The organism is Pseudomonas syringae pv. coryli str. NCPPB 4273 (genome assembly GCF_000972175.1).
GTDB classification, from domain to species: domain Bacteria; phylum Pseudomonadota; class Gammaproteobacteria; order Pseudomonadales; family Pseudomonadaceae; genus Aquipseudomonas; species Aquipseudomonas syringae.
In genome coordinates, this window is the sequence record NZ_AWQP01000004.1 from 453,153 (window position 1) to 472,819 (window position 19,667).

Below are 19,667 nucleotides of genomic sequence, written 5' to 3' on the forward strand. Positions count from 1 at the left end.
AGTCGGACATGGGCCTTCTGGTCGAAGGACACTGGCAAGACCAGTGGTACGAAAGCAGCAAAGATGGCGCATTTCAGCGCGAAAATGCGCAGCGACGCAATTGGGTCACGCCCGATGGACAGCCGGGACCATCCGGTGCAGGCGGGTTTGCTGCGCAGGCGGGCCGCTATCACCTGTACGTGTCTCTGGCTTGCCCGTGGGCACACCGCACGCTTATTTTACGCAAGCTCAAGGGCCTGGAAGGCCTGATCGATGTATCGGTAGTCAGCTGGCTGATGCTGGAAGACGGCTGGACCTTCGATCAGCAGAAAGGCTCCAGCGGCGATGCCCTGGACGACCTGCAGTTCCTTCACCAGCGCTATACCGCCGACGACCCTCGATACACCGGCCGCGTCACCGTTCCGGTGCTGTGGGACAAGCAGCAGCAATGCATCGTCAGCAACGAATCTGCGGAAATCATCCGCATGTTCAATTCTGCATTCGACGAGCTGACCGGCAATACGCTGGATTTCTACCCGCAAGCGCTACGCGCGAGCATTGACGAGCTCAACGAGCAGATCTACCCGAAGGTCAACAACGGCGTGTACCGGGCTGGTTTCGCCACCTCGCAGGGCGCGTATGAGGAGGCGTTCGATGATGTGTTCGCTGAACTGGACGTGCTGGAAAACCTGCTCGGTGAAAAGCGTTACCTGACAGGCAAACACCTTACCGAAGCCGACATACGCCTGTTCACCACCATCGTGCGCTTCGATGCGGTGTATTACAGCCACTTCAAATGCAACCTGCGGCGCATCGCAGATTACCCCAATCTCAGCAACTGGCTACGCGAGCTGTATCAGTGGCCGGGTATCGCGGAGACGGTAAGTTTCGAGCACATCAAAGGGCATTACTACGGAAGCCATCGCACCATCAACCCGACCGGCATCATACCGAAGGGGCCAGCACTCGATCTGCAGGCAGATCACGACCGTGAGCGACTGTCCGGTGAAGGTGTCTGGAACAACTGACGTATGGGAAGAAGTGGTGGATAGCCCGGACGGGCTACCCACCATTGGCATCAGAGAGTCGCCTGAGCGCCCTCGAACCACGCCAGCTTTTCACGCAACTTGACCACCTCACCGATGATCACCAGCGTCGGCGCATGAACATCATGCTCGGCAACCAGCTGCGGCAGGTTTGCCAAAGTACCCGTGAACACACGCTGATTGACGGTGGTGCCCTGCTCGACCAGTGCAGCAGGCGTGTCGGCAGAGCGACCGTGCCGGATCAACTGCTCACAGATAACCGGCAAACCGATCAGCCCCATGTAAAACACCAGTGTTTGCGCAGGGGCTACCAGGTCTGACCAGGGCAGATCTGTCGTACCGTTTTTCAAGTGCCCGGTGATGAAGCGCACCGATTGCGCATGATCACGGTGCGTCAGCGGTATACCCGCATACGCCGCGCAACCGCTGGCAGCGGTGATGCCAGGCACCACCTGAAACGGGATGCCATGCGCCGCCAGTTCTTCGATTTCCTCGCCGCCACGGCCGAAGATGAACGGATCGCCGCCCTTCAGACGCACCACTCGCTTGCCCTGTTTTGCCAGTGCCACGAGTTGCTGGTTGATCTGCTCCTGCGGAACGGCATGCTCCGCACGGCGTTTGCCAACGTAAACACGCTCGGCATCACGACGGCACAGGTCAAGGATCGTTGGCGCGACCAGGCGATCATACAGCACCACATCCGCCTGCTGCATCAGGCGCAAGGCGCGGAAAGTCAGCAAATCCGGATCACCGGGACCCGCACCAACCAGATAGACCTCACCGGTCTCGGAAGGCGGCTCGCCGGCAATCTTGGCGATCAGCATACGTTCGGCTTCAGCACCCTGCCCGGCCAGCTGGCGGTCGGCAATGGCGCCCTGAAAAACATCCTCCCAGAATGCTCGGCGCTGCTGCACATTCGGAAACAGGCCTTTGACCTGATTGCGAAAGCGCGCAGCCAGTCCGGCGAGCTGCCCGTAGCTGGAGGGAATCCAGGTTTCCAGCTTGGCGCGAATCAAACGCGCCAGCACCGGCGCATCGCCGCCACTGGACACGGCAATCACCAAGGGCGAGCGGTCGACGATGGCCGGAAAGATCACCGTACACAGCGCCGGGGCGTCAACCACGTTGACCGGAACGCAACGCAAGCGGGCATCGCGGGACACCTGCGCGTTGAGCGGCTCATCATCCGTCGCAGCGATGATCAGCACGCAACCATCGAGGTCGCATTCGCTGTAGCCGCGCAGGATCATTTCACCGCCGCTCTGGACAACCAGCTCGCTCAGTTGCGCCTCGATTTCCGGCGCAACCACGCGCAGCACTGCACCGGCGTCGGCAATCAGGCGTGATTTGCGCAGGGCAATTTCACCGCCACCAACCACCAGCACACGGCTGCCACGCAGGTTATGGAACAGCGGCAGAAATTCCATTTAACCGATGACCTCAAGGCCGCCCATGTACGGCTTGAGCACCTCAGGCACACGAATCGAACCGTCCGCCTGCTGATAGTTCTCCAGCACTGCCACCAGTGTGCGGCCTACCGCCAGGCCCGACCCGTTGAGGGTGTGGACCAGCTCCGGCTTGCCGGTTTCCGGGTTGCGCCAGCGAGCCTGCATGCGCCGCGCCTGGAAATCACCGCAGTTGGAGCAGGAAGAGATTTCGCGATATTTGTCCTGGCTCGGAATCCAGACTTCAAGGTCGTAGGTCTTCACCGCACTGAAACCCATATCGCCGGTGCACAGCGCCAGCGTGCGATAAGGCAGTTCAAGCAGTTGCAGCACGCGTTCGGCGTTGCCGGTCAGCGACTCGAGCGCGGCCATGGAGTCATCAGGCGCAACGATCTGGACCATCTCGACCTTGTCGAACTGGTGCTGGCGAATCATGCCGCGGGTATCACGCCCGGACGCGCCCGCTTCACTGCGGAAGCAAGGGGTATGGGCGACAAACTTGAGAGGCAGCTGTTTGGCATCGAGAATTTCACCCGACACGATATTGGTCAGCGACACTTCGGCAGTCGGGATCAGGTACAGATCGGCTTCGCCTTCGCGGGAGATCTTGAACAGGTCTTCCTCGAACTTGGGCAGCTGACCTGTGCCCTGCAACGCTGGAGCCTGCACCAGATACGGCGTGTAAGTCTCTTCGTAGCCGTGCTCGTTGATGTGCAGATTGATCATGAACTGTGCCAGGGCACGGTGCAGACGCGCGATCGGGCCACGCAGCAGCGCAAAACGCGCGCCGGACAGCTTGGCGGCAGTCTCGAAATCCAGCCAGCCGAACTTCTCGCCCAGCGCAACGTGATCCTTGACCTCGAAATCGAATGACGTCGGCGTGCCCCAGCGACGTACTTCGACGTTGCCTTCTTCGTCGGCACCGACCGGCACGGACTCGTGAGGCAGGTTCGGAATGCTCAGCACCAGCGCATCAAGTTCGGCCTGAATGCCATCCAGCTCGACCTTGCCTTCGCTCAGCTCGTTGCCCATGCGCTCGACATCAGCCATCAACGGCGCAATGTCTTCGCCGCGCTGCTTGGCCTGACCAATGGATTTGGAACGTGCATTGCGCTCGGCCTGCAGCTGTTCGGTGCGGGTCTGCACTACCTTGCGCTGGGCTTCCAGCGATTCAATGCGCGCCACATCCAGTGTGAAGCCACGGGAAGCCAGGCGATCCGCTACGTCCTGAAGTTGAGTACGTAACAGTTTGGAATCGAGCATATCGTTCTCTCGTCTATCAAAGTCTGGTCAGGGACAGGCCAGCCCAGGTTGCGAGCAGCCCGCCGAATACGCTGATACCGGCATAGCCGAGGGCCAGCGGTACCTGCCCGCTTTCCAGCAGGCGCAGCGTATCCAGTGAAAAGGATGAAAAGGTCGTCAGACCGCCTACAAAGCCGACAAGCAAGCCGGCACGAATTTCGATGGGCACTTCCGGACGCAGCAGAAACAGTCCGTACAGTACACCGATGATCAGGCACCCGACGATGTTGACCGCCAGCGTCGCCGCATAAAAATAACGTGGCCAGTTGGCGCTGACCCAGGTACCTGTCGCAAAGCGCAATAATGTACCAGCGATCCCGGCAATCGACACCGCAAGAATAGTCTGAATCATCACTTTCTCCGCTTACGAGGGCTGGCATCGTCCAATGCGTTCAGATGCCTGAGCTTTTCACCGATCTTGAGCTCCAGACCGCGAGGCACAGGCTGGTAATACTGCCGTGGCTCCAGCTCGTCTGGAAAGTAGTCTTCGCCAGCTGCGTAAGCATCAGGCTCATCATGGGCATAGCGATATTCTTCGCCGTAACCGAGCTGCTTCATCAGCTTGGTAGGCGCATTGCGCAAATGCAGCGGAACCTCCAGCGAACCGTGCTCGCCCGCTTCGCGCATGGCCGCCTTGAACGCCATGTAGACCGCGTTGCTTTTTGGCGCGCAGGCGAGATAGACAATGGCCTGTGCGACCGCCAGCTCGCCCTCGGGGCTGCCAAGGCGTTCCTGTACATCCCAGGCGGACATGCACAACGGCAGCGCACGAGGGTCGGCATTGCCGATATCTTCACTGGCCATGCGCACCACGCGGCGCGCCAGATACAGTGGGTCACAGCCACCGTCGATCATCCGCGCAAACCAGTACAGGGCCGCGTCGGGATTGGAACCGCGAATCGACTTGTGCAACGCCGATATCTGGTCGTAGAACGCCTCGCCCCCCTTGTCGAAGCGGCGTCGACTGTCACCCAACAGGCTCTGCAGCAGCCCGACATCGATTTCGCTGCCGTCTTCGGCCAGGTCCGAGGCGTTCTCCAGCAGGTTGAGCATGCGCCGACCGTCGCCATCGGCGGCGGACATCAGAATCGCAAACCCCTCATCGCTGAGGGTCAGCTGCCGCTTGCCCAGCCCGCGCTCTTCGGTCAGGGCACGATTGACCAGCTTGCGCAGCGCCGCCTCGTCCAGGCTTTTGAGCACGTAGACACGCGCCCGGGACAACAAGGCGTTGTTGAGTTCGAACGAGGGGTTTTCGGTCGTCGCGCCGATAAAGATCAGCGTGCCGTCCTCGACGTAAGGCAGGAAGGCATCCTGCTGTGACTTGTTGAAGCGGTGCACTTCGTCAACGAACAGGATGGTGCGCTTGCCGTACTGTCCGGCCTGCTGCCGGGCAACTTCGACGGCCTGACGGATTTCCTTGACCCCGGCCAGCACCGCCGAAACCGTTTCGAAGTGCGCGTCCGACACTTTGGCCAGCAGCTTCGCCAGCGTGGTCTTGCCAACGCCGGGAGGGCCCCAGAAAATCATCGAGTGCAGTGCGCCCTGCTCCAGCGCCTCACGCAGAGGCTTGCCGTGGGCAAGCACATGTTCCTGACCGACATATTCATCCAGGTTGGTAGCACGCAAACGTGCAGCCAGAGGCTGAGCTATCGGTTCGCGGCTAAACAGATCCATGGTCAGAAATCGGCCCTTTTACTCTTGAATGACATCAGCGCCCTTGGGAATCTGGAACTGAAACTTGCTGGCTGCGATCGACTCGTTGGCCTTGACCCCGGTGAACAGGATATTGGTCCGCTGACCCACGCTGTCGATCAATTGCATGTCGTTGATGATGCCGTTGCGAAACGACAGGCGCAGGCTGTCGAACAGCGTGTCCTTGGTCTTGGGCTTGAGCACGAAATCGATCACGCCACCCGCCTCTTTCGCGGTGATGTCGAAGCTTTCACTGATCTTCGATACATCACCGGACAACAGCAAGGCTGGAGTCTGGGTCAGGCGCTGGTCGAGCTTCTTGATCGTGACCTGCTCCAGATCAGGGTCCCACAGCGAGACTTTCTTGCCGTCCGAGACCATCAACTGCTCCTGTGGCGCATCGGTATGCCAGTTGAACAGGCCGGGACGCTGCAAGGCCATTTCGCCGGTGGTTTCCTGCAACTGGGTACCGCCACCGTCCAGCGTCAGTTGCGAGAAGCGCGCGGTCAGGGTCTGGGATTTCTCCAGCAACTGAGTCAGGCGCGCCACGTCTTTGCTGTCGGCATGGGCGGGGATCATGGAGAAGGTCAGTGCGGTGGCCAACAGCATGCGGATAAGGCGCATGGGATTCCTCTTTGAAGTCGATGATGATGCGACAGCGTGGCGTGCACGCCGTCGCCGCAATACGGGGTGATAAAAATCAGTCGCGCACCGGCCCGGGGGCCAGGACTTCGCGCGAACCGTTGGTATTCATGGAGGTCACGACCCCTGCCATTTCCATCGCTTCGATCATGCGCGCTGCGCGGTTATAGCCGATCTTCAGTTTGCGCTGTACGGCAGAGATCGAAGCGCGACGGCTTTCCAGCACGAACTTGACGGCCTCATCGTAAAGCGCGTCGCTTTCGCTGTCTTCACTGCCTTCGCCGCCACCGCCATCGAAGCCGCTGCCGGGCTCTTCGACGCCAGCGAGAATATCGTCGTTGTAGTCCGGGGAACCTCGCAGCTTCCAGGCTTCTACCACACGATGCACTTCTTCGTCGGAAACGAACGCGCCATGCACACGAATCGGCAGGCTGGTGCCTGGCGGCATGTACAGCATGTCGCCGTGGCCCAACAGTTGTTCTGCACCGCCCTGGTCGATGATGGTCCGCGAATCGATCTTGCTCGACACCTGGAACGCCATACGCGTCGGAATGTTGGCCTTGATCAGACCGGTGATCACATCCACCGACGGACGCTGGGTCGCGAGAATCAGGTGGATGCCCGCAGCACGCGCTTTCTGGGCGATACGCGCGATCAGCTCTTCGACCTTTTTGCCGACGATCATCATCATGTCGGCGAACTCGTCCACCACCACGACGATGGTCGGCAGCTTGCTTAGCAGCGGCGCTTCGTCATGAATGCTTTCGCGCTTGTACAGCGGATCGGCAAGCGGCTCACCGGCGTCCTGGGCTTCCTTGACCTTCTGATTGAAGCCGGACAGGTTACGCACGCCCATCTTCGCCATCAGCTTGTAGCGGCGCTCCATCTCGGCAACGCTCCAGCGCAGGGCATTGGCGGCGTCCTTCATGTCGGTAACCACCGGGCACAACAGGTGCGGAATACCTTCGTAGATGGACAGCTCGAGCATTTTCGGGTCGATCATGATCAGCTTGGCGTCTTCCGGGCCGGACTTGAACAGGATCGACAGGATCATCGCGTTCACACCCACCGATTTACCGGAACCGGTCGTACCGGCCACCAGCAGGTGGGGCATCTTGGCCAGATCGGTAATCACCGGCTTGCCGCCGATGTCGTGGCCCAGCGCCAGGGTGACGGGCGACTTGGCGTTATCGTATTCGGGTGTGGACAACACCTCGGAGAAGCGCACGATCTGGCGATCTTCGTTAGGGATCTCGATACCGACGGTGGTCTTGCCCGGAATCACCTCGACCACACGAACGCTGGTCACGGCGAGCGAGCGCGCAAGGTCCTTGGCGAGGTTGGAAATGCGGCTGACCTTGACGCCGGCGGCTGGCTGGATCTCGTAGCGGGTAATGACCGGACCGGGGTGGATGGAGTCTACCGAGACCTCCACACCGAATTCCTTGAGCTTGATTTCCAGCAAATGACCGACGGCAGCCAGAGACTCTGGCGAATAGTTGAGCTGCTTCTTCTCTGCCGGGTCGAGGATGGAAATCGGCGGCAGCGTGCCTTCCACTGCGCTGTCCACGAACAGCGGGGCCTGCTTTTCCTTCATGACGCGCTTGCTGGGCTCTACAGGCTTCGAAGGCGCTGGCGCGATGACCGCTGGCACGTGTTTTTCGCGCTCGGTCATGTGTTTGCTCAACGACGCTTCACGCTCCACCAGACGTTCTCTGGCCTTGGCCTGCTCGCGACGATCGGGAGCCACAGGCGCCACCACATCGTTGACGCGCATGTCCACCTCACGCAACTGCGCAACCATCTGCTTGCGTTCGGCGCGGGCGGTCCACCAGCGGTTCGCAGCGCCCTGAAACAGTTCGAACAGGTCGAGGGTGATCTTGCCGGTGACATCCATCACCTTGAACCAGGACAGGTCGGTAAACACCGTCAGGCCAAACAGAAACAGGGCGATGAACAGCAAGGTGCTGCCTTGAATATTCAGCGCTTTCTTGGCCAGATCGCCGAGCACTTCGCCCAGCACACCGCCTGCCGAGCCTGGGAAGCCTGCCGAGAAATGAAAGTGGATATGCGCCAGCGCAGCGCCCGCGAGGATCAGGAACACCAGCCCGATCAGACGCCAGGAAAACAGCCAGCCGCTCCACTGCCAAGGCTCATGGCGATGGCGAAAGACCTGCCAGGCCTTGATCGCCAGCAACAGCGGGAAGATGTAGGCGAAATAGCCCAGAATCATGAACAGAATATCGGCACAGAACGCACCTGCACGCCCTGCGGCATTCTGCACCTGTGCCGCATTGCTGCTGGTATGGCTCCAGCCGGGATCGCTCTGATCGTAGGTCAGCAAGGCCATCATCAGATACAGGCACAGTGCGCCAAAGGCGATCAGGGCCCCTTCCTTGAGCCGGTAGTGCAATTGCTGCCGCCAAAGCGGGACAGCGCTGGGTGCTGGGGTGGATTTCTTCAAAACGCTTTATTTCCTGCGCAATAGCGCGAACATCTCGTTGATTGACCAGAAACGGCTGTCGGACGGCACTGACTACTCCCGCATGGACAGGGAGCGCAGACAGCGGGAAAGCCTGTCGACAGACGCTTGAATGATAACGCCCAAAACAGGCATTGTACGGTTTTACAGCCACTTGAGTCTGTACGAAAACACACCAGATCCACTTCAGACGGTTCCGCAAGACGGAACACGCTTTCACCTTCACTGACGATGTTCAATTTGAGCATGCATTACGTTTTGTGACAAAGGCTTATGGCGTGTTTCTGTCAACGGCCCGCAACATGAACGACCACATGACCGCTGCGAGGCTCGCGCCCTACCGCATGCACAAGGTACGCGCCATAATGACAACCGCTTGTGACCACGCCTGTCGCACAGAGTTGCACACACAGACAGGTGCGCCCTCCCCTTCCGTAAAGTTGTGATGCCATGCTGACCTGGTTGACCCGCAACAGCCTCGATTTCCCCCCACTGGAAAAAGCCCTTCGTGAACCCAACGGTTTACTTGCCGCAGGCGGAGACTTGTCGGCCGATCGCCTGATCAGCGCCTATCGACACGGCTGCTTTCCCTGGTTTCAGGACGGTCAGCCGATTCTCTGGTGGTCTCCCGATCCGCGCACCGTGCTGTTTCCTGAAGAACTGCACATCTCGCGAAGCCTCGGCAAGGTTCTGCGCCAGTCGCGCTATCGGGTGACCTTCGATCAGGATTTTGCCAGCGTGATCAAGGCCTGCGCGGCGCCTCGCAGCTACGCCAACGAAACCTGGATAACCGGCTCGATGCAGGCGGCCTACGTTGAGTTGCACCGCCGTGGCCACGCGCACAGCGTCGAGGTCTGGGATCAGGATGAACTGGTCGGCGGACTGTACGGCCTGGCAATGGGCCAGCTGTTTTTCGGCGAGTCGATGTTCAGCCGGGCAGACAACGCCTCGAAAGTCGGCTTTGCCACCCTGGTAGAGCATTTGACTGACTGGGGATTTGTGTTGATCGATTGCCAGATGCCCACTCAACATCTGCATAGCTTCGGCGCGCGCGCCATTCCTCGGCAGACTTTTGCCGATTACCTGTCCCGCCATCTGGATCAGCCGACCGACGCCGACTGGTCAGCTAGGCGAGTTTGACAGGCTGGCATACACTCATGGTAAGGATTCACCATTAGGCGACGACCATGACAGAGCTGGCGAGGCTGAAGTTTTATGCCACTCAACCGCACACTTGCAGTTACCTGCCCGAAGAGCAGGCGACGACCCTGTTTCTGGACCCCAGCCAGCCGATGGATGTACAGGTCTATGCCGACCTGTCGGACATGGGTTTTCGCCGCAGCGGTGATCACCTCTATCGCCCGCACTGCCAGAACTGCAGCGCCTGTGTACCTGCACGCATTCCGGTGAGCCTCTTCGTTCCCGACCGTCAGCAAAAACGCATTCTGAAACGCAATGCCGACATTCAGGTGCAAAGCGCCAAACCGGTGTTTACCCAAGAATATTTCGATCTTTATCAGCGTTATATCGAACAGCGTCACGCTGACGGCGACATGTTTCCGCCAAGCCGTGAGCAATTTTCGACATTTCTGGTTCGCGACCTGCCTTTTTCGCGCTTTTACGAGTTTCGGGTCGATCAACGCCTGCTGGCAGTTGCCGTCACCGACCTTCTGCCCAATGGGCTTTCAGCGGTCTATACGTTCTATGAACCCGATGAAGAACGCCGCAGTCTGGGCCGTTACGCGATTTTGTGGCAGATCGCCGAAGCGGCCAGACTGCAACTGCAGGCGGTGTACCTCGGCTACTGGATCAAGAACTGCAAAAAGATGAATTACAAGACCCAATATCGCCCCATCGAGCTGCTCACCAATCAAAGATGGGTCACTCTGTATTGAACCCCTTGGCTTAAACTGGTTTTTTCGGGCACAATGCACGCCGCTTTTGCCTGGCGCCACTTGCACCGGGCCACTCATTTGTATACCGAGGGCTTTACTGCATGTCGAAAGAAGACAGCTTCGAAATGGAAGGCACTGTCGTCGACACCCTGCCCAACACCATGTTTCGCGTGGAGTTGGAAAACGGGCACGTCGTAACCGCGCATATCTCCGGCAAGATGCGCAAGAATTACATCCGTATTCTGACCGGTGACAAAGTGCGCGTAGAGCTGACGCCCTATGACCTGAGCAAAGGGCGCATCACCTACCGCGCTCGCTAAACAGGTATTAACGAAAACGCCCGGCATAAGCCGGGCGTTTTTGTATGCCTGTTTTTTACAGTCGATGTCTTCGACCTGCCCCGCATCCATCAATGATGCGGGGCGAGGCGTCGGCTATCAGGCCATTTCTGCCGTGGTCTCGAAATCGAAGGTGATCTCGCCATCCTTGATATCGATGTGAACCACGCCGCCATGTTCTGACAGTTCGCCGAACAGGATCTCTTCGGCGAGAGGCCGTTTGATCTTGTCCTGAATCAGGCGAGCCATCGGTCTGGCACCCATTGCCGCATCGTAACCACCCTGCGCCAGCCAGCTTCTCGCCGCCTCGGACACTTCGAGCAGTACGCGCTTGTCTTCCAGCTGGGCCTGAAGCTCGGTGAGGAACTTGTCGACCACGCTCTTGATGACTTCGTGGCTGAGGCGACCGAACTGAATGATGGTATCCAGACGGTTGCGGAACTCCGGCGTGAAGCTCTTCTTGATCACTTCCATCGCGTCAGACGAGTGGTCCTGATGCGTGAAACCGATCGAAGCGCGCGCAGCAGACTCGGCCCCGGCGTTGGTAGTCATGATCACGATCACATTGCGGAAGTCCGCCTTGCGTCCGTTGTTGTCGGTCAGCGTACCGTGGTCCATCACCTGCAGAAGCAGATTGAAGACTTCCGGGTGAGCCTTTTCGATTTCATCGAGCAACAGCACGCAATGCGGCTGACGGGTAATGGCCTCGGTCAGCAGACCGCCCTGATCGAAACCGACGTAGCCCGGAGGCGCACCGATCAGACGGGAAACGGTATGCCGCTCCATGTACTCGGACATGTCGAAACGGATCAACTCGACGCCCAGCGCCTTGGCCAGTTGACGAGCCGCCTCTGTCTTGCCGACGCCCGTAGGACCGGCGAACAGGAACGAACCGACCGGTTTGTCAGGCGACTTGAGACCTGCACGAGACAGTTTGATCGCCGTCGACAACGAGTCGATGGCCGCATCCTGTCCAAACACCGTGAGCTTGAGATCGCGCTCCAGATTACGCAGCAGCTCCTTGTCGGAACTGTTGACGTGCTTTGGCGGAATGCGCGCGATCTTGGCGACAATGTCTTCGACCTGAGGCACGTCGATACGCTTGACGCGTTGTTCGACAGGCTGCAGACGCTGATAGGCACCCGCTTCATCGATCACATCAATGGCCTTGTCAGGCATATGACGGTCGTTGATGTAGCGAGATGCGAGTTCGGCGGCAGCGCGCAGGGCCTCGTCGCTGTACTCGATGCTGTGATGCTGCTCGAAACGGCTTTTCAGGCCACGCAGGATGCCGATGGTGTCCTCGACCGAAGGCTCGGACACGTCGACTTTCTGGAAGCGACGCGCCAGAGCACGATCCTTCTCGAAAATCCCGCGAAACTCCTGAAAGGTGGTCGAACCGATACAACGGATCTCGCCGGACGACAGCAGCGGCTTGAGCAGGTTGGAAGCATCCATCACCCCGCCGGAAGCTGCGCCAGCACCGATGATCGTGTGGATCTCGTCAATGAACAGGATCGCCTGAGGACGCTTGCGCAGCTCGTTGAGCAACGCCTTGAAGCGCTTCTCGAAATCGCCGCGGTATTTCGTCCCGGCCAGCAATGCGCCCAGGTCGAGCGAGTAGACGACGCTGTTGGCAAGCAGGTCAGGCACCTGATTGTCGACGATGCGCTTGGCCAGACCTTCGGCGATGGCGGTTTTACCGACACCCGCTTCGCCGACCAGCAAAGGATTGTTCTTGCGACGACGAGCCAGAATCTGTGCCACCCGCTCGACTTCGCTTTCGCGGCCGACCAGTGGATCGATGCGTCCCTGACGCGCCAACTCGTTCAGATTGCTGGCATAGGCATCCAGAGGATTGCCTGAGGAAGATGCTTCACCGCCCTCGTCGTCCTGCATATCCTGTTCACCTTCAGAAGAGTGTTCGCCATGCCCTGGAACCTTGGAGATACCGTGGGCGATGTAGTTGACGACATCGATCCGGGCCACGCTCTGCTGCTTGAGCAGAAATACGGCCTGGCTTTCCTGCTCACTGAAAATCGCAACCAGCACATTGGCGCCGGTCACTTCGCGCTTGCCTGAGCTCTGCACGTGGAAGACTGCCCGTTGCAGCACACGCTGGAACCCGAGCGTCGGTTGTGTCTCGCGGTCCTCGTCATGAACGGGGATCAGCGGAGTGGTGGAGTCGATGAACTCCTGCAGATCATGCTTGAGTTTATCGAGGTTTGCGCCGCAGGCACGCAGGACAGTGGCTGCAGCCTCATTATCCAATAGAGCCAGCAGGAGATGCTCGACCGTCATGAACTCATGACGCTTCGAACGTGCCTCCTTGAAGGCAAGATTGAGGGTGACTTCGAGCTCACGGTTTAACATAGCTTCACCTCATACCCAAGTGGTCGGCGTTTAACCGTCCTTCTCGATCTCACAGAGTAGCGGATGCTGGCTCTCCCTGGCGTATTGATTGACCTGCATTGCCTTGGTCTCGGCGATGTCGCGGGTAAACAATCCGCAGACTGCCCGTCCCTCTGTATGGACGGCCAGCATGACTTTGGTGGCCAGCTCACGATTCAGGTTAAAAAACACCTCGAGTACTTCTACGACGAAATCCATCGGGGTGTAGTCATCGTTGAATAAAACCACCTTGTACATCGGTGGCGCCTGCAGGGTCGGCTTGGCGTCCTGCACCGCAATGCCCGCCGAGTCGTCCTCGTGCGACTGCGGATCATCCTGATTGAATGTTAGTCGAATCTTGCTGAATGCATGCATGGAAAGAAATGTTCGTTTGAGGGCGGATTGAGCAATTTAGTCGCAGTCTGGACGGTTTTTAAATGGGCTGCCACATGACCTTGACTATCAGCTAAACGGTGTTACAAACAATAGAGCCCACATTGGGTAAAAAGGGTCCGCGCAGTCAACCAAAATTTTTTTGGGTGGCAGCGGATTGAAGTGGATGATACTCCTGACGGAGTCCTTTGCAGAGGGAGATGGTGATGATTGAAGGAAAAGTCAAGTGGTTCAACAATGCAAAAGGGTTTGGGTTCATAAACGCTGAAGACAAGAGTGACGAGGATCTGTTCGTTCATTTCTCGGCCATCGAAATGGACGGTTACAAAACTCTAAGGGCTGGCCAGAAAGTCAGATTTGAACGCATACACGGTCCAAAAGGGCTTCAGGCGGTAAAAATCAGCAGTTCGGAAGAAAAAAAGCTGGATCCGGCAAAAGAAACACATCCGCTGCACCAGCAGGACCACGCTCACGCGGACGCCTGATACTCATGTTGAAAAAGTGATTAGACGTATAGTGGCAGCCATCAGAGCCAGCCGAATTAATAGAAACATGCAATGAGCTTTGCCGGAGACGTAAAAAGACAGGGACATTGGTCTGCTTTATATCCGTCACGCTCCACAGGGTGTCGAATTAGCGGTTATTGCACCGCGGATGCCCAGACTCCAATTCAGGATGTTCCGCTCGTCTGCTCCAAACCCTTCTGAGCAACGAAAATCGCCCTTCCCATCCCATCCCCCGCCTCAGCGCTTGCCAAGCCCACATGCAGGCATTCCAGACACCTGTATGGAAGACTGCGCGTTCGACCAACGGCGGATATTCATTTTTCGATAGCTCGCATAGCATTAATGCTTGGTGCCAATGGTTTGATATACTCACGCCGTGACCGCAGAGTCATCAAGGCCGACCCGTCCGAATTCTGACCCTCGGCCTTCCTTATGCGTCGGGCTGCTACCTGACCCGACAGCTTGACGCTCGACTGATGCACCCAACATCACCGCGAATAAACCTCGACCTGGCTCATGGCCGAACCGTGGGCAAGCGCGCTTAGAATGCGCGTATCGAGATTTTGTGCATGCTCAGCAAAAGAGAGTTAATACGAATGTCCAACCGCTCGAAGATCATCTACACCTTCACCGACGAAGCTCCGGCCCTCGCCACCTACTCCCTGCTGCCTATTATCAAAGCGTTCACGGCAACCTCCGATATCGACGTGGAAACACGCGACATTTCTCTGGCGGGCCGTGTTCTTTCCAGCTTCCCGGAGTCGCTTGGCGCCGATCAACAAGTGCCGGATCATCTCGCCGAGCTGGGCAAACTGGCCACTACGCCAGAAGCCAACATCATCAAGCTGCCTAACATCAGCGCCTCGGTCCCGCAATTGAAGGCGACCATCAAGGAGCTTCAGGATCAGGGCTACAAGATTCCTGACTACCCTGAAAACCCTGCCACTGACGCGGAAAAAGAAACCCGCGCACGCTACGACAAGACCAAGGGCAGCGCCGTGAACCCGGTTCTGCGCGAAGGCAACTCCGATCGCCGTGCCCCACTGTCGGTCAAGAACTACGCGCGCAAGCACCCACACAAGATGGGCGCCTGGTCAGCTGACTCCAAGGCTCACGTTGCACACATGAGCAACGGCGACTTCTACGGCAGCGAAAAAGCCGCCGAGATCGCAGCCGACAACACCGTCAAGATCGAACTCGTCGCCCAGGACGGCACTACCACCGTCCTGAAGGAAAAAACCTCCGTCAAGGCTGGCGAAGTCGTCGACTGCTCGGTCATGAGCGCCAAGGCCCTGCGCAGCTTCATTGCTGCCGAAATCGAAGACGCCCGCAAGCAGGGCGTGCTGTTTTCGGTGCACTTGAAAGCCACCATGATGAAGATCTCCGACCCGATCATGTTTGGCCAGATTGTCGACGAGTTCTACAAGGACGCGCTGACCAAGCACGCCGATACGCTCAAGCAGATCGGCTTCAGCCTGAACAACGGCATCGGCGACCTGTACGAGCGTATCACTGCCCTGCCCGCTGACAAGCAGGCAGAAATCAAGGCTGACATCGAAGCGGTCTATGCCGTTCGTCCACAGCTGGCGATGGTCAATTCCGACAAGGGCATCACCAACCTGCACGTGCCGAGCGACGTTATCGTCGACGCCTCGATGCCAGCGATGATTCGTGACTCCGGCAAGATGTGGGGCACAGACGGTCAGCTGCACGATGCCAAGGCCGTCATTCCGGATCGCTGCTACGCCACCATTTATCAAGCGGTCATCGAAGACTGCAAGAAAAATGGCGCATTCGACCCGACTACCATGGGCAGCGTACCGAACGTCGGCCTGATGGCTCAGAAGGCCGAAGAGTATGGCTCCCACGACAAGACGTTCCACATTCAGACCAACGGCGTGGTTCGCGTAACCGACAGCCAGGGCAACCTGCTGATGGAACAGAACGTCGAAGCCGGCGATATCTGGCGTATGTGCCAGGCCAAGGATGCGCCGATCCAGGATTGGGTGAAACTGGCCGTCAACCGTGCCCGCGCCAGCAACACCCCGGCTATCTTCTGGCTGGACTCGTCCCGCGCCCACGACAGCGTGATGATCGAGAAAGTGCGCAGGTACCTGGGCGATCACGACACGTCGGGCCTGGATATCCAGATCCTGTCACCTGTCGACGCGATGAAGCTGACCCTGGAACGCACTCGCGCAGGCAAGGACACCATTTCGGTGACCGGCAACGTTCTGCGCGACTACCTGACTGACCTGTTCCCGATCATGGAACTGGGCACCAGCGCGAAGATGCTGTCGATCGTTCCGCTGATGAACGGCGGCGGTCTGTTCGAAACCGGCGCGGGTGGTTCGGCTCCGAAGCACGTGCAGCAGTTCGTCGAGGAAAACTTCCTGCGCTGGGATTCGCTGGGCGAATTCCTGGCTCTGGCGGCGTCGCTCGAGCATCTGGGCCATGCTTACAACAATCCGAAAGCGCTGGTTCTGTCCAAGACCCTCGACCAGGCCACTGGCGAGTTCCTGGACCGCAACAAGTCGCCTTCGCGCAAGGTAGGCGGTATCGACAACCGCGGCAGCCACTTCTACCTGACCCTGTTCTGGGCTCAGGCACTGGCTGCTCAGAACGACGATGCAGACCTCAAGGCGCAGTTCGCACCTCTGGCCAAGACCCTGACCGACAACGAAGAAAAAATCGTTGCCGAGCTGAACGCCGTTCAGGGCAAGCCGGTGGACATTGGCGGCTACTACTTCCCTAACCCGGAAGTCACCAGCAAGGCCATGCGCCCGAGCGCCACGCTCAACGCGGCCATCGCCGCGCTGTAAGAGGCAATCCGAGGCGGTGCATAAAAATGCACCGCCTCACAAAAAAATCCCCGGCTTGTTGCCGGGGATTTTTTTTACCCATGAAAAATTTCAGCTACAGGTGTGATCTCTCGCGACTGGGAGATCCCAGCTCAAGAACATGATCACCCCCTTTCAACTTTTCAGCGTGCGCGAAAGAAAGTCGCGAATGTATTCGGCGACCTCAGGCGCGTGTGTTTCCAATGCAAAGTGCCCTGCATCCAGCAGATGCACTTCAGCAGCCGGGACGTCCTTGCGATAAGCATGCGCGCCGGGCGGTATGAACGCCGGATCGTGCTTGCCCCAGACCGCCAGCAAGGGAGGCTGATATTTGCGCAGGTATTCCTGAAACGAGGGGTAAGCCGCTACGTTACTGCGGTAGTCAAGAATCAGGTCAAGCTGGATCTCCTCTGCGCCCGGCCGCGTCATATACAGAATGTCGAGGTTGTAGCCATCGGGAGAAAGCTTCTCTGGATCGGCTCCCGTACCGTATTGCCAGTCCCGAATGACTTCAGGTGATAACGAGGCGCGGCAGGCTTCGCGATTGGCCGCCGAAGGCTCGCGCCAATAGGCTTGCCACGGGCCCCATTGATCGCTGAATCCTTGCAGATAGGCGTTGCCGTTCTGACTGATGATTGCAGTGACCTTCTCCGGGTTCGCCGCTGCGAGCCGCAAACCTGTCGGTGCGCCATAGTCGAATAGGTATAACGCGTACTTCTTCAGGCCCAGCGCCTCGGTGAAGCCCTCGATCACCTTGTAAAGGTTTTCGAATGTGTAATCGAACTGCCCGCGCGGTGGAGCCTTGGTATTACCGAATCCAGGCAAATCGGGAGCGATCAGGCGGTACTGACTCGCCAGCAAGGGCATCAGGTCGCGAAACATGTGGCTGGAACTCGGAAAACCATGAAGCAACAGCAGCACCGGGGCGTCCTTGGGCCCGACTTCGCGATAGAACACATTGACGTCCCCTACCTGCTGAGTGTGAAACGTCACGCGGAAGGCATCATCACTGTTCATTGCATTTTCCCTGGATAGAGGTTTATTGCTTGCAGAAGCGGCGCTCACCAATGACGCCCCGAGAGCAGAAGCAGCGCCTAACGCTGACACCTGTAAAACCTTGCGCCGACTGACACCGGATGCGGCATTTTCAGCGTCGGCTGAACCGAAATTTTTCATAGAAGAGTCTGACCGGGCTGGATGAATGAGTCGCCATCCTAATCATTGCGTCTGAAATGCAGAATCAACGCAAAAATCAATTCACCATTTCAAAATCTGAAATGCTGATACGATTTCACATCTCTCGTGGCAAGCAGGCAGCCTATGGACCGTATTCAGGAAATGACGCTTTTTGCCGGACTTGCCGAGCAAACCAGTTTTGCCGGGGTAGCCCGCCACTTTGGCCTGTCGACCGCCACGGTAACCCGGGCTGTCGCAAGTCTGGAGAGCCGCCTGGGCATCCTGCTGGTGGTGCGCACCACTCGCAACATGCGGCTCACCGAGGCAGGCCAGCGCTTCGCCGCTGATTGCCGCCGACTGCTTGCCGACCTTGATGAGGCTGAAAGCGCGGCAGGCGGCTTGCATGCAGTGCCAGGCGGCCTGCTGACGATCACCGCACCTCAGATGTTCGGCGCGCTGCATGTCGTGCCCGTAATGACGAGCTTTCTCGAGCGGTTTCCGGCTGTGGACATCCGTGCCATTCTGGTCGACCGGGTAGTGTCCATGCTCGATGAGGGCGTCGACGTGGCGGTCAGGATCGGCACCCTGCCCGATTCGTCTCTTACCGCAATTCCGACAGGTAGCGTGCGGCGCATGGTTTGCGCCTCCCCTGCCTATCTCGAAAAACATGGAGCCCCGCAGCATCCCGACGATTTGCGACAGCATTCGACAGCTTCAACCACCACCGCCGAACGCTCGCCTCACTGGCTTTTCCGGATCGATGACAAGAATTATTCAGTAGACGTCGCCTCAAGACTCAGTCTGACGTCTTATCAGGCGGCGATCAGCGCAGCGTTACAGGGCTGGGGACTGACCCAGGTGCCGTACTATCAGATACGCGAGCACCTGCAGGAAGGCAGGCTCAAGTGCGTTCTGGAGACGTTCGAAATAATCCCGGAACCGGTTCACGTTGTTTACCTGGAGGGCCGTCGTCGCTCATCCAAAGTGCGAGCCTTTGTGGACTTCTGCGTCAGCGCCCTGAGGCATGATCTGCATTTCGAGCAACAATAAGCTGTTACGGCTGACTCATTACCCTGCAAGGAGACCCTTATCATGACCTGGCAAGCCCACGTTACCGTCGCCACCATCGTCGAAGATCAAGGCCGCTTTCTGTTCGTCGAAGAAATCAAAGGCGGACGCGCCGTACTCAACCAACCCGCCGGGCACCTCGACCCGAACGAGAGCCTGCAACGCGCTGCCGTGCGTGAAACCCTGGAAGAAACCGGCTGGGACGTCGAATTGACCAGCGTGGTGGGCATCTATCTGTACACCGCACCGAGCAATGGCGTGACCTACCAGCGCATCTGCTTTGCCGCCAAGGCCCTGCGCCACCATCCGGAATATCAACTTGATGAAGGCATCGTCGGCGCAGTCTGGCTGACTCGCGATGAACTGGTAGCCCAGCAGGAGCGCTGGCGCAGCGAGCTGGTATTGCGCTGCCTGAACGACTACCTCGATGGCGAACATTTCAGTCTCGACCTGCTGCGCGACAAGGCGTGAG

Annotated in this window: 17 protein-coding genes; 8 read left to right on the plus strand and 9 right to left on the minus strand. The window is 58.4% G+C overall.

All coding sequences use genetic code 11. The annotated features are described in order from the left end of the window. Positions 1-8 precede the first annotated feature (8 nt). Positions 9-1,007, plus strand: coding sequence for a glutathione S-transferase family protein (locus P406_RS03875; protein WP_003395708.1), 999 nt, complete (start codon positions 9-11; stop codon positions 1,005-1,007). Between the two features lie 50 nt (positions 1,008-1,057). Here P406_RS03875 and cysG read toward each other — a convergent pair whose 3' ends face one another. The 6 genes from cysG to ftsK form a co-directional block, all read right to left on the minus strand. Beyond that, a complete protein-coding gene (cysG, locus tag P406_RS03880) occupies positions 1,058-2,452 on the minus strand; it encodes a siroheme synthase CysG (protein WP_003426143.1) in 1,395 nt (464 codons plus the stop codon). Beyond that, positions 2,453-3,733, minus strand: coding sequence for a serine--tRNA ligase (gene serS / locus P406_RS03885; protein ID WP_003317946.1), 1,281 nt, complete (start codon positions 3,731-3,733; stop codon positions 2,453-2,455). It lies immediately after the preceding gene. A 16-nt stretch (positions 3,734-3,749) separates the two neighbouring features. Then, positions 3,750-4,124, minus strand: a complete 375-nt coding sequence (crcB, locus tag P406_RS03890; protein WP_003317947.1) for a fluoride efflux transporter CrcB — start codon at positions 4,122-4,124, stop codon at positions 3,750-3,752. Continuing rightward, positions 4,124-5,446, minus strand: coding sequence for a replication-associated recombination protein A (locus tag P406_RS03895; RefSeq protein WP_003405078.1), 1,323 nt, complete (start codon positions 5,444-5,446; stop codon positions 4,124-4,126). Before P406_RS03895 ends, crcB begins: the two co-directional genes overlap by 1 nt. 18 nt (positions 5,447-5,464) lie before the next feature. Continuing rightward, positions 5,465-6,088, minus strand: a complete 624-nt coding sequence (lolA, locus tag P406_RS03900; RefSeq protein ID WP_003371767.1) for an outer membrane lipoprotein periplasmic chaperone LolA — start codon at positions 6,086-6,088, stop codon at positions 5,465-5,467. 76 nt (positions 6,089-6,164) lie between these two features. Beyond that, on the minus strand, positions 6,165-8,570 hold the full coding sequence (gene ftsK, locus P406_RS03905; protein WP_003343466.1) for a DNA translocase FtsK: 2,406 nt from the start codon (positions 8,568-8,570) through the stop codon (positions 6,165-6,167). Between the two features lie 468 nt (positions 8,571-9,038). On the opposite strand from ftsK, the gene aat reads away from it, so the two are divergent. The 3 genes from aat (at position 9,039) to infA (ending at position 10,803) form a co-directional block, all read left to right on the plus strand. Beyond that, positions 9,039-9,728 (plus strand): leucyl/phenylalanyl-tRNA--protein transferase, encoded by a 690-nt coding sequence (gene aat, locus P406_RS03910; protein WP_046235391.1) that lies wholly within the window; start codon positions 9,039-9,041, stop codon positions 9,726-9,728. 47 nt (positions 9,729-9,775) lie between these two features. Further along, positions 9,776-10,483, plus strand: coding sequence for an arginyltransferase (locus P406_RS03915; RefSeq protein WP_003371761.1), 708 nt, complete (start codon positions 9,776-9,778; stop codon positions 10,481-10,483). 101 nt (positions 10,484-10,584) lie between these two features. Beyond that, positions 10,585-10,803 (plus strand): translation initiation factor IF-1, encoded by a 219-nt coding sequence (gene infA, locus P406_RS03920; protein ID WP_002553999.1) that lies wholly within the window; start codon positions 10,585-10,587, stop codon positions 10,801-10,803. 117 nt (positions 10,804-10,920) lie between these two features. Here the strand turns inward: infA and clpA are convergent, their stop codons facing one another. Both clpA and clpS read right to left on the minus strand, forming a co-directional pair. After that, positions 10,921-13,194 (minus strand): ATP-dependent Clp protease ATP-binding subunit ClpA, encoded by a 2,274-nt coding sequence (gene clpA, locus P406_RS03925; RefSeq protein WP_003371759.1) that lies wholly within the window; start codon positions 13,192-13,194, stop codon positions 10,921-10,923. A gap of 30 nt (positions 13,195-13,224) precedes the next feature. Further along, positions 13,225-13,587, minus strand: a complete 363-nt coding sequence (clpS, locus tag P406_RS03930) for an ATP-dependent Clp protease adapter ClpS (RefSeq protein ID WP_003405085.1) — start codon at positions 13,585-13,587, stop codon at positions 13,225-13,227. Between the two features lie 218 nt (positions 13,588-13,805). Here clpS and P406_RS03935 point away from each other — a divergent pair, with 218 nt between their 5' ends. Continuing rightward, positions 13,806-14,090, plus strand: coding sequence for a cold shock domain-containing protein (locus P406_RS03935; protein WP_046235421.1), 285 nt, complete (start codon positions 13,806-13,808; stop codon positions 14,088-14,090). A gap of 617 nt (positions 14,091-14,707) precedes the next feature. Next, positions 14,708-16,933 (plus strand): NADP-dependent isocitrate dehydrogenase, encoded by a 2,226-nt coding sequence (locus tag P406_RS03940; protein ID WP_046235392.1) that lies wholly within the window; start codon positions 14,708-14,710, stop codon positions 16,931-16,933. A gap of 153 nt (positions 16,934-17,086) precedes the next feature. On the opposite strand, the gene P406_RS03945 is transcribed toward P406_RS03940, so the two are convergent. Continuing rightward, entirely contained in the window at positions 17,087-17,968 is an 882-nt protein-coding gene (locus tag P406_RS03945) for an alpha/beta fold hydrolase (protein WP_046235393.1), read from the minus strand. 303 nt (positions 17,969-18,271) lie between these two features. Between P406_RS03945 and P406_RS03950 the strand changes: the two genes are divergently transcribed. Further along, positions 18,272-19,177, plus strand: a complete 906-nt coding sequence (locus tag P406_RS03950; protein WP_046235394.1) for a LysR family transcriptional regulator — start codon at positions 18,272-18,274, stop codon at positions 19,175-19,177. 42 nt (positions 19,178-19,219) lie between these two features. Next, entirely contained in the window at positions 19,220-19,666 is a 447-nt protein-coding gene (locus P406_RS03955) for an NUDIX hydrolase (protein ID WP_046235395.1), read from the plus strand. Position 19,667: the final 1 nt, after the last annotated feature.